The sequence below is a fragment of the Vagococcus fluvialis bH819 genome, from assembly GCF_900163795.1.
In the GTDB taxonomy this organism is placed as follows: Bacteria; Bacillota; Bacilli; order Lactobacillales; family Vagococcaceae; genus Vagococcus; species Vagococcus fluvialis_A.
In genome coordinates, this window is record NZ_FWFD01000019.1 from 17,479 (window position 1) to 28,695 (window position 11,217).

Genomic DNA, 11,217 nt, shown 5'->3' on the forward strand with positions numbered 1-11,217 from the left:
TTAAACAGCCCCCATTTTTTCATTTTGAATGGATAAGATAACCACTTTATTTTTCGTGGCTATCTTATCCATTTTATTTAAAATTATTTCTCGTTTCGTTTCACTAATATAACTATCTAAAATAATATAATTATATTGGCTATAACATTCCAAAATATCATCTAAAAGGTTTAGCATTTGTAAGTCGATCAACGGTTGTTGTATCACCCTAACACCTTCTGGATAATGGCCTACTATATTACTAATAATTAAAGTGTTTTTTTCACATTTATTTTTTTTAACGTCACACATAACATGACTACAAGTAGCCACGTTATGAACTTTACCTTTTTCTAATTCAATAATCACCTTGATCCCTCCTTGTGTTTATAGTGGTGAATTCATATTTAGTAATTTTTTTACAATATTGGTAACTTCTTCTTGCGTTTGTACTCGTAAATTTAATTCTTTACCGCCGGCTTGACGAATAACTTCAACATTATTTTTTAATTCTTTTCTGGTTTTTCCGTAAACAACAATAGAAAATGTTAATTCCGGCAATGTCGATACGAAATCAACACGAGATAAATTATCATAAGCTAATTTCAAATTCCATTTTAAATAAGTATCTAAGTGGGCATGTTCGTTATTAAATAATTCTCTCTTTGCTTGTGCTATTCTTCTTTTCCAGTACATGCCTTGTTCAATCGTTTCTGTAGGATAGGTTAGCGACACGATTTTAAAATCATCTAAAAAAACTCTATTCAAATAAGTTAATTTATTAACCAGTCGCATAAATCCATCTTCACTAATTGAAGTTAGATCCGTTGTTTTTACTTTTAGGTATGCTTGATAAGTATTATTTTTAGTAACTAATGTTCCATCATCTAGCACCCTTTTATAAGGGAAACGATCCGTAATACTTTTATCTGCCGAAACAATAAAAGACAAAAAATAATTTTTGGCTTTTATAATAGGACTTTCTTGATTTGATTCAACAACTTTCATAATTCAATTTTCCCCCTCTTAGTTCTCTTAAATTCTACGTCATGATATTTATTTTTATCTCTACTAAACATGTGAAAGACAATTTGCAAATTTCTTTCTTTCGGGTGTGCCGGCGTCCTAACGCATAACCATAAACCAACAACACCAGATAGACCGTAAAATAAAAGTTTCATGTATGGAGATATTGGCAATAATTTTGCAAAATAAACACTAAACATTACACACGCTGAAATGATCCCAAGATCCAATAAATAAAAGAAAAATAATTTAATTTCTTGTTTTATATTTTTTGGGTTTCTATACATCTTTTTTCCTCCTATAAAAAAAGACTGACAATTTTATTTGTCAGCCTTTTGCTTAATCAAAAAATGGATTTTTCTTTTTGTTGCTACTAAATAAAGGATTTTTTTCTATGCTTCCTTTGTTACTTCTATTGATTGGTGTTGCTTGACCAGTTTCAATATTTTCTTTGACCGTAACATTTTTTACCTTATCGCTACTGTCAACACTATTACTTCTTTGTTCTACAATGTTTACACGTTGAGTACGTTCGCTTGTTTCATTTATTCCGTCCGTTGATTCTTTTACAATTTGATTCCGCTGACTTGTCATACTGGCACTAGGATCTCTTTGAACTCTTTCTTGTACAACCTGTTCTCTTATCCCAGATCCAGAATTTTGTACGTTCTCTTTAAGATTAACTGCCTGTTCTCTTGCACCGGAACTAGCATTTTGAACGTTTTCTTTAAGATTAACAGCTTGTTCCCTTACACCCGATCCAGAACCATGAGAGTTTTCTTTTAGATCAACAGATCTCGTTAGATTTTCTCTTGCCTGTTTTACACGTTCGTTATCATTAATATTATTCGATTCTGATTGCTGTTTAAGCATTTCTGACCTTGTTTGAGGTACGTTTGCAGTTGCCTTTTCCATTCGCTCTCTAACAAAGGCTTCACGACTTTTTTCTGTTTCGCTTGCTGAATCTTTAATAATTCGTTGCTTAATATCTTGCTTCATTTGCTCATTAACTGAAGCTTGATTTTTCATTGCTTCAGAACGTTTTTGTTCATCATTGCCGGTAGAAGTAGATCCTACATTTTCAGAAGGTAATTTACGAGATATCCTTGTTTTATCAAGACTTTCAATATTATTACCTGTTTCTTCTGGTTTACTTACTGGCGATTTAGTCATGTTTTTCTTAATCGCTTCGGCCGTTCCGTCATTGGCACTGTTTTTCAAGTTTTCAGCAGACGTTTTAAATGCTTCTACAGGCTTCTTAGCTTGATTACCAACACTTTCTAAACCATCTTTAGCTAACCCTTTAAAACCACGCTCTTTAGCGTATGAAAGACCTTGTGTTGCTCTATTTGCTCTATTTTGGATAGAAGCCCCAAAATTCTTTTCTGGTTCTGAATCGGTTGATCCTTTTTCTGCTTTTCCAGAAGAACCATTTTTTCTATTTCTAAGTGCCATAGAACCTAACGCTAAAGTGCTTGAAATTTTTCCGAACCCGTCACTTACACCAATATCAATGCCAAAGTATCTCATTATCGTGCTTGATCCTTTAATTAAGACAAAGACGGCACACACATAAGCTATAGCTTTTAAAATTGGATTGGTAGACGCCCCACCGCCAGAGCCGAGATATGTTATAAATAAAGCAAAGAAACTCATTCCAAGACCTTGAAACCCTACTGTCAAATAACAGCTTAAAACATCTGATACTACCATTTTAGATCGTTGACCTGTTTCTAGGTCTGTAGCAAAAACCAAGACCCCTAAAACACGTTTAAAAGCTAATTCTAAGATGGCCGTTATTATTACAAAAGCACTAAAAAGGTAAGCCACCGATAAAGCAACCATGCCAATTACTAAAGAAAAAGTATTTTTAGTATATCGGTAATAACCACCCTTAAAACTATCGGAAAAAACTGACATCCAACTTTTATCTATTTTGACAGCAACTTGATTACCGTCACCGTCAGTCGTCAATTTATATTTTAAATATTTAGCATTTTTATTATCCGATTCAAGATCCTTCGCACTATCGGGCGTGACAATTTCCCCCAAATCGTAAACAAAGAAATCTTTTGCTTTTAGAGCATTTTTCTTTTCGGCTTCTTTTCCTAGTCGGTCATAACCATTTTGTTTATTAATATAAACAATATCCGTTACGCCGTCTTCTATCAGCTTCCAAGCTACACCATTATCACCTTTTGAAATAGAAGTTGCGTCCGAATAAAAAGTTTTTGCAAATTGAATCCCAGATGTAATCATTGTTGGCATTAATAGAATTAAAGTTATCGACATAACCACGTTCATTCCAACCGTTTTAAAGTCTGGCGACCCTTTTTGAGTAATCATTTTAAATCCAATAATCACAAGCGATAAAATCATAAGAGTGACTACTATTGTATTTAAAACAGCATTATAAACGGAATTCACACCACTTCCATTTACAAAACTAAATAGTGACAAAGCTTCCGGAACTAAGCCTTCGACCTTAACACATATCCAATAAGCACCACGAACAATCCCCCATGTTAATGATTGCACCAAGACGCTTCCCCAACCGCCTTTAGTATATTTCAAGTTTTCTTTATACTTCACTAGAAAATTTAAAATGTCTTCATCATCTTCCCAAAAACTAGCTAAAGCACTAGTCGGCAACACTATCATCATTACTACTAAACTAAAAAATAAAAACCATAAAATCTTTTTATGGTTTTTATTCGCAAAATAAATTACTTTTGCTTTTTGACTATTTAATTTACTTATCATTATTACACACCCTTTACGCTACTTTGGTAACGTCTAACAGCCTTTCCATAGATTCATTAACTTTCGTAGCATTTTTGATGATAACCACAGGAGCTTTTAAAGTTAGTGTGACGTGTTGAGTTAATTTTAAACACGCTTCTATATCTGGAATAAACTTCATTAAGTCCTCTAAAGTTATTGATTGTATATGACTGTCCAACATCATTTGACAAAAATCTTTGCTAAATAAGTGTCTTTCAAAAAATTGGATTTGTTCCTCATTTATTTGATCTTCCGGAACACGTTTAAAACTTAATTTTAAACTTTCAACCACTTCTCTAAAACTACTTATTGAATTTTTTAGTTGTTCATCTATTTTTTTCGCTTCCATATCAACCACATTACTTTGATTTCTTTCATTTTCTAACAAACTAACAATTTCTTCATAATCAAATTGTTCTTGTTGTTTAGGTGGTAAAAGACTAAATAATTCAAAATCTTTCATAGTAATTTTAGTTTTATTTAAAATGGAGTAATGTAATCTGGTTTTTAAATCCTTGATAAAGGACGCAAAAGGAATCAAATTATCATATAGCGATAAATCAATATGTGAACATTCAATATCTATATCATTTATATCTTTTCTTGTATCAAAATCATCATTTAAAAACTGCCATCTATAGGGCATGTTAGTTTCTTTGGTATTAAATATCGGAAACGGTCTAATTTTATTTCTATCTTTATCTTGCCTATGCAGATTTCTTAAAATTACTTGTTCACCTTCAATTAATTGACTAGCACGTTCTGGCGTAATCAAACGCTGTTCGTCAGCACTACGGCCAATTGACGGGTCAATATCCATGTGTTTTCCGTTTGAACTATATACAGCTTCTGTTTTCCTACCGCATTTTTTGGATATTTCTTCGATTGTATCTGGATCATTAGTCATAATCAAAATGTGATTTTGACAGTTTTCTTTAATTGTTTTAGCCCCTTTATCGTATTTATCTTCCAACTGACTATACGATTGCACAGCTAGATTAAACAATATATTACGACCTAAGCAAACGGTCATAATACCGCTCATATTATCTATGGCCGGCATGTTACCAAATTCATCTAAAATAAAGTGTACTCGTCTAAAGCATTTTTTTGATGGTGTATCTTTACAGTTAGTCGCTAATTCTGTATATAATTGTGAGATAAATATTGAACCGATAACATGGTTACTAGGGTCATAATCCGGAATAACCATAAATACGGCCGTTGGTTTATCAGTATATTTTAAAACTATTTTTTCTGTAGATAAGGCAGTAAAACCTTTTCCAGTTTTATATTTTCTTAATTCTACACTTGAATCATGCGGATCTTTTATCTGACCGCTGAAATCCATTGAATATCTAACGTGCTGTTTTTTACTGTCAGATTCTTTATAAACAACTTCCAAAATATCCCCATGTTTTAGCTGTTCATCAAAATTTAACACACATAAACCTAACGCCTTAACCTTAATGCGATTTTCACTTATTAAAGTTAAAGTATTACCTTCTTTTCTAAGAAACCTTACAAAAACACGTTTTCCAGTTAATGACGTATCAAGTCTAAATTGCAATGATTTTGGAAAACCGATTTCTTTCAAATCAATTGACATTTTACTTGTTAATTTACCGAATAAATCACTTGTAAACATTTCAATACCTTGACTAGCCGTAGATAAAATTGAACCTTTGGCCTTATCACCCGCAAAACTTGTTGAACCGTATTGAATTTTCGCTTGATTACCTTGTGGCAACGTATTGAAATATTCGTCTAAGGCGTTTAATTCTTTGTTTGGATTAGTTGGATCTGTATAGAACAAACTACCTAATTCATTCAACATCTGGGCGACATTGTACATTGTGATTTTTTCAATTGCATTATTTTTAAAACAATCTTCTACGATAGTTAAAATTATTGCATTAACGGCCGATTTAGCCGACTTATAGAAGAATTCGTTATCTGTACCCATACCAGAAGCAAACAGCATGGCGGTTAACGTATTCGCTCTCTTGCTTGCTTCGTGATAATCTTTGTTAGCCCAAGAATCAATAACTAGTTGCAATGGATTAAAAGACATTGATTGTAATGGATCATCAATATTTAAAACAAGTACCCGATAACCTCTTTTTTCTAACGTTTCTTTACTTGCAGAAAACAACTCACCTTTTGGATCATTGACAACCATATTACTTTGTTCAGTCGCACGACTTAAATTGTCAATCATTGGCACAATGAAAGTTTCACCTTTACCGGAACGAGAAGCCCCAAGAACAATAGTATTAACTGTATCAACATCAACATAATATTTATCCATATAATGTGAAATAGGCACACCGCCTATCCCTTTATATGTTACTGTTTTTTCTGGAATTTCCGCATATTGTTGTTGAATATCTTTAATAGTTGCTAAACGACTATCCCCTTTTTGACCGTAGGCGATACTTTCTTTTGAATTTCTTTTTAGTTTAACGTATAGAAGTGTTGTAATTCCGAGAACCATTATAAAATACATCGGGATAAATAACTTACTACCGCCACTATTAACAAAGAAATATTTAAAGTTAAAAGAGGTATTAATATTATTGTCTAACAAACTTTTATCAGAAGTCATGATACTGTCTAAAAAGTTCCAAAACATATTAATACCATAATTACCAAAGAAGAAAACAACATTGCCGGCAAGCAAACCTAATAAAATTAATTTTTTATTAATCACTTGTTCTTTTTCTGGTAAATCTTCACCATCAATTCCATTTTTATGATATTGATTTTTAGGACGTCTTATTTTTGAAATAATAGAGGATATTTCAATATTATTCGCACTGGTCAAACCTTTTTTTAATAAATCTCTTACATTTTTTCGGGGCGTACTTTTCGTTATTTTCAATCTTTATGCCCCCTTTAATACGGCAAATCAATTGGATCATCAACTAAAATATCTGGAAAGACCACCGAATCAAAAGGAACATATCCTTCACGTTTTCCTTGACCACTCATTGACGCTTTTTGTCTTCTATTCGCTTCATTTTGTTCAATGATTTCTGCTTCGATAACTTCCAATTCATCATTATCTAAATCTTTTTCTTCAACTTTTTCAGCGTCATTTATTTTTTCCTGTTCCGCCTTCATTCCTTCTTGTTGGCCGTCTGGTTCTTGTTTTTCTTGACGTGCTAGAAATTCTTCTTTTCTAGCTAAAAGTTGTGCTTCTTCAATATAAAGATACGTTTCGTTCTTAGCGATCTTTGTTGCTTCGTAAACGGCTCTCTCGTCTTCTGTAAGAGATTTAAACAATTTCCAATAACCATTTACATACGCCATATCACTTCCCCGTACAGCCCCGTATAACTCTATTGGCATACCAACAACAGCATTATTATTTAAGTAATTAAAAATATTAACATTTTGTAAAGATCTGGCACTATTATTTTTAACTACCGGCTTACCCTCGTTATCAATCTTCACCGTAATTCGAGCATTTACTGATTCGTATTCTTCGTTGCCATTAGAAAAAGAATGTTTAAATCCTATTTTCAAAAATAACGTTGAAAATTTTTCGCCTACATGTGAACCGATATGGTTAATTCTTCCCTTAACCGTCATGTTATTTGTAAATACAGTCATTATTTACACCCCTATCCAATAATTTTTTTCAGCATGTTTGGTTTTGATGATTGTTTTTCTTCTTGCAGTTGTGATAAACGCATTTCTAACAATTCATTTTTGCCCGATTCTTTTTCTAATTTAAGGTTAGCCATGTCTAACTCTTGTTGAGTACGTTTCATTTTTTCTAAATCAACTTCTGCTTTTGCCCGTTCAATTTCAAGTCGTTCTGATTTCAAACGTAATTCTTCACTGGAAACTTTACGATTATGTTCTTGTTCTTCAAGTTGGCTAAATTCTTTAATTTCAGAAGCCCACAATGGCGTTTTTTGTTCTAAAATTTCTTGAATTTCTATAATATACTCCATCGCTTTATTCCAAACATCATCATTGGCAAGTTGAATATCTACGGACGTTGAATCAGAAAGTTCCTGTTTTCCGTCAATCAATAGAACATTTGTAGCATTTTTAACATTGCACCACTCATTGTCGATAACTTCTTCTTTTTTAGCTTTTAATTCGCTTGTAGTAGAATCTTTGAATGTATCGGTTAGCGATCTAACACGTTCTGATTCTGTAGCAACAACTAAATCATACTCTGCTTGCTGTTTAGCTAAAAATGATTGTAACGCAATTTGTTGTTCTGCCTGTAATTTTTTCACTTTTTCGTTTGAAATGTTTTCTTGCTTTTCAGTGAAATCAGCAATTCTCGTTTGTGCTGTTTCATTTAACATTTCTAATAATTCGGCTTTATTTTCAATTGCTTTTTCTTCATAGTTAACGCCCCAAGCCCTCGTTACACCTTTTTTCAAGCTAGATACATATTCACTTACCAAACGGCTTGTTTCAGTTCTATGATGTTCACGCAAACGCTCGAATTTGACTTCTGATAAAGTTCGCTTAACAAAATCAATGCGATATTTTTCAATTTTGGTATTCGTGATCCCTTTACTAGCAATACCAACAAAGTTAATTAAACTTTCTGGACTAAGCTTCTTTTCCATTGTACTTATTGCATTTAGAATAGTATCGTCTATCTCCACATATTCTTCATAAGGTACAAGTCTAACTGATTCATGTTTCTTTTGAATAACAGGTACATGATATTGTTGATTAGCCGGACTGTAGCCACCTTCCGGAATTTGACTACTTGTAGCCGGATAAAAACTTTCTGGCTGATTTATGTCAGTTTCTTCTGGGTCTTCGTAATAATCGTCTTCATCGATCAATTCATCATCTTGAATCATAAGTGATTCTGGATCGTCAGCTTGTAAGTCTTCGCTTCCATCATTGGCCAACGTGTCACTTTCGCTAACTACTACCGGATCGGGTTCATATTCTAATTCGTCTTCTGGTTCAAAGATACTTTCAGTCAAATTAGTATTAGTAATCGTCTCTTTAGCTTTTTTCTTTAAAAACCCTAGTGAAAATTTATTATTTGAAGCCGGCACGTTTTTTTCGTTATGACCGTTGTTATTTTCTAATGGCCGAATATCTGGCTCATTTTTGAATTGGTTGTTAAATGCTAAAAATAAATCATCTGGATTGCTTAAAACATCTGCATTTAGAGAAAGTAACTGCTGTTCAATCTCTTGCATAATGTCTATCGCTTTTCCGCCAATAGAAAAAGGCGTGACTGAAATAACATCAAATGCTAATGTATCACCTTCTTGTTTATCTTGACATACCAAAGCAATTTCAGATTGGTACTTCCAATTATTTTGAATCCAATTAATTAAACTGTCCACTTCTTTTAAAGAATACTTGTTTTTGCTTTTAAAATCTTTATTTTTTCTCAAAATCTTTTTGTCTACCGCTTCAAAACTAAATTGAAATCTATTATCCATTATCAACTTTCCTTTCTTAAAAAAAAAGAGAGAAGCATTTTTTATTTGCTTCCCTCAAAGATATATTAAAATCCACCAACTGATTTAATTGTATTCCCAATAGTTGATGCCCCAAACACGATACAAGCACCAATAACAATATACGTTAACCATTTTTTAGCTGTTCTTGATGGCCCTTCACCAAATAAGAACATTAAACCAGTAACAGATACACAGAAAATGATTACTGATAATGATACACCTTGTAGTTTTCCTGTCATATTTGACATAAATTTATTAACGTTATCAAAGAAGTCCATTCTTTGTAGTACACCTAATTTTGATAAAACATTTGTAAACATTTTTTCACACTCCTAATTTTTATTTGCTTTTATTTACTGCTAGTAATTCTGCAACAGAGAAACCGCCTAAAAATTCATTTAACAAGGCTTCTCTAGCTTCTTTGACAACTTTTTTGTCAAAAGCCGTAGGCGTTAGCCCTTGACTTTTAATAATTAAATCCGTATCAATTAGTAATTGATCCTTTTTAGTTGCCCGTCTCTTTTTTTCTTCTTTTTTAGTTTCTGGAACTTGCGTAGAATTGTTATTACTAGGTACTGTATGATTCATGTATATTCCCCTTTACATTTTAATAATTCGTTTTTGATTAATTACTTCTATTATCCCTAGAATTTCTTCCCAATGTGTTGAAATAATTGCTATCACTCCAACCATTACAATAAATCCGGCAGATAGTAGCATTATCCGAGCTAAATTATCGTCCATATTAAAACCACCTTATCGAATTTGAGAAACTGAATTCCCACCGAAAACTAGGTTCACATCTGGTATCGGTAAAAATACGATTGGAATAGTTGCTATTACTTGATAGTCAACTTGTGAACCGTAATCAAGTTTTTTATTTAATTGACTACTTTTAATTGTATATTTACCGCCGAAATTTTCTTTTGAATGTTTATTAATATTATTGACTGCTTCGGTTGTTAAGCCACCAGAACGCTCAATTTGATAGTTAACAGATTGCTTAAATGTGTTAACATCTTGTACTTGAAACATAAATAATCCGGCACTAACAACGGTCAATATCAACATAAAACCAATGTAAATTTTTGCTAATTCAGCGATTCCATGTTCCATAAAATCAACCTTTCTTTTTTAAAAGTTAGATAGAAACATTTCTTGAATTGTTTGTAATATTCTGGCCGTTCCAATACCAACCATAATAATCATTACTGACATTACAAACTTAGTTGGATAAGTATTAAATTTACGTGATTTATACTCTATGATCGAATCTATTCCAATCATTAATTCATGAGAAGCCATTTCATCTAATTCTTTAACAACATCTAAATCAGCATACCCTTGACTAACATCAAAAATAGTACACATAAATAATATACTCATATTAGTTCCAGAAGTACGTTTCGCAAAGTCGATAAATGGCTGAATTTCTTTCGGATTATCTCTCATTTCTTGCATTAATCGCTGTAATATTTTTTTATCTGTTTCATGATCTAACCGTTTAAGAATTTTATTAAATACGCCATATAAATTACCACCATCTTTTTTTTGTTGCAAATATGGCACTAACATTCTTGTAAACTTAGAAAAAGCTAGATGGCGTTCAAATCTAAACTGCTTATAAATCGTATCTACTTTCATAGATTGTAAAACATATAACGCCACCGCTACTGCTGTAGTGATCCCTACAAATTGAAACTTCCCAAATCCCAAAGATAACAAGCCACCTATAGAAATAGTAACCACCGCATTAATCACTCTTTTTCTTTGCCATTTCAAAATAAAGCTTTTGCTATTACCCATTTCTAAAAGTTTTTCGTATCTATCATTACCTAACAAGTCGATAAAAACACCGTTTTTCCGTCTGGTTATTTTAACTTTGTTTTTTTGGGAACTTTTAATAATATTCTTTGTTCCTTTTTTCATTTTGTAACTTTCAACAAATTTTTTCATATAAACT

12 protein-coding genes are annotated in these 11,217 nt (G+C 32.2%); all 12 read right to left on the reverse strand.

What is annotated here, in order from left to right; genetic code table 11:
* Positions 1-348 (reverse strand): hypothetical protein, encoded by a 348-nt coding sequence (locus FM121_RS13415; protein WP_086952698.1) that lies wholly within the window; start codon positions 346-348, stop codon positions 1-3.
* Between the two features lie 18 nt (positions 349-366).
* Positions 367-987 (reverse strand): hypothetical protein, encoded by a 621-nt coding sequence (locus FM121_RS13420; protein ID WP_086952699.1) that lies wholly within the window; start codon positions 985-987, stop codon positions 367-369.
* Positions 984-1,292 carry a DUF5592 family protein gene (locus FM121_RS13425; protein ID WP_086952700.1) on the reverse strand — a complete coding sequence of 103 codons (309 nt, stop codon included), beginning with the start codon at positions 1,290-1,292 and terminating at the stop codon, positions 984-986. Before FM121_RS13425 ends, FM121_RS13420 begins: the two co-directional genes overlap by 4 nt.
* Positions 1,293-1,344: 52 nt before the next feature.
* Entirely contained in the window at positions 1,345-3,768 is a 2,424-nt protein-coding gene (locus FM121_RS13430) for a pLS20_p028 family conjugation system transmembrane protein (RefSeq protein WP_086952701.1), read from the reverse strand.
* A gap of 13 nt (positions 3,769-3,781) precedes the next feature.
* Positions 3,782-6,673, reverse strand: a complete 2,892-nt coding sequence (locus FM121_RS13435; protein ID WP_256958471.1) for a VirD4-like conjugal transfer protein, CD1115 family — start codon at positions 6,671-6,673, stop codon at positions 3,782-3,784.
* A gap of 14 nt (positions 6,674-6,687) precedes the next feature.
* Entirely contained in the window at positions 6,688-7,407 is a 720-nt protein-coding gene (locus FM121_RS13440) for a hypothetical protein (protein WP_086952702.1), read from the reverse strand.
* 11 nt (positions 7,408-7,418) lie between these two features.
* A complete protein-coding gene (locus tag FM121_RS13445) occupies positions 7,419-9,233 on the reverse strand; it encodes a hypothetical protein (RefSeq protein WP_086952703.1) in 1,815 nt (604 codons plus the stop codon).
* A 65-nt stretch (positions 9,234-9,298) separates the two neighbouring features.
* The gene (locus FM121_RS13450) at positions 9,299-9,574 is read right to left on the reverse strand and encodes a TrbC/VirB2 family protein (protein ID WP_086952704.1); all 276 of its coding nucleotides are present in this window, start codon (positions 9,572-9,574) and stop codon (positions 9,299-9,301) included.
* 19 nt (positions 9,575-9,593) lie between these two features.
* On the reverse strand, positions 9,594-9,842 hold the full coding sequence (locus tag FM121_RS13455) for a hypothetical protein (RefSeq protein ID WP_086952705.1): 249 nt from the start codon (positions 9,840-9,842) through the stop codon (positions 9,594-9,596).
* A gap of 12 nt (positions 9,843-9,854) precedes the next feature.
* On the reverse strand, positions 9,855-9,998 hold the full coding sequence (locus FM121_RS14520) for a hypothetical protein (protein WP_179203886.1): 144 nt from the start codon (positions 9,996-9,998) through the stop codon (positions 9,855-9,857).
* A gap of 12 nt (positions 9,999-10,010) precedes the next feature.
* Entirely contained in the window at positions 10,011-10,370 is a 360-nt protein-coding gene (locus tag FM121_RS13460) for a hypothetical protein (protein WP_086952706.1), read from the reverse strand.
* A gap of 18 nt (positions 10,371-10,388) precedes the next feature.
* Positions 10,389-11,210 carry a hypothetical protein gene (locus FM121_RS13465; RefSeq protein ID WP_256958472.1) on the reverse strand — a complete coding sequence of 274 codons (822 nt, stop codon included), beginning with the start codon at positions 11,208-11,210 and terminating at the stop codon, positions 10,389-10,391.
* Positions 11,211-11,217: the final 7 nt, after the last annotated feature.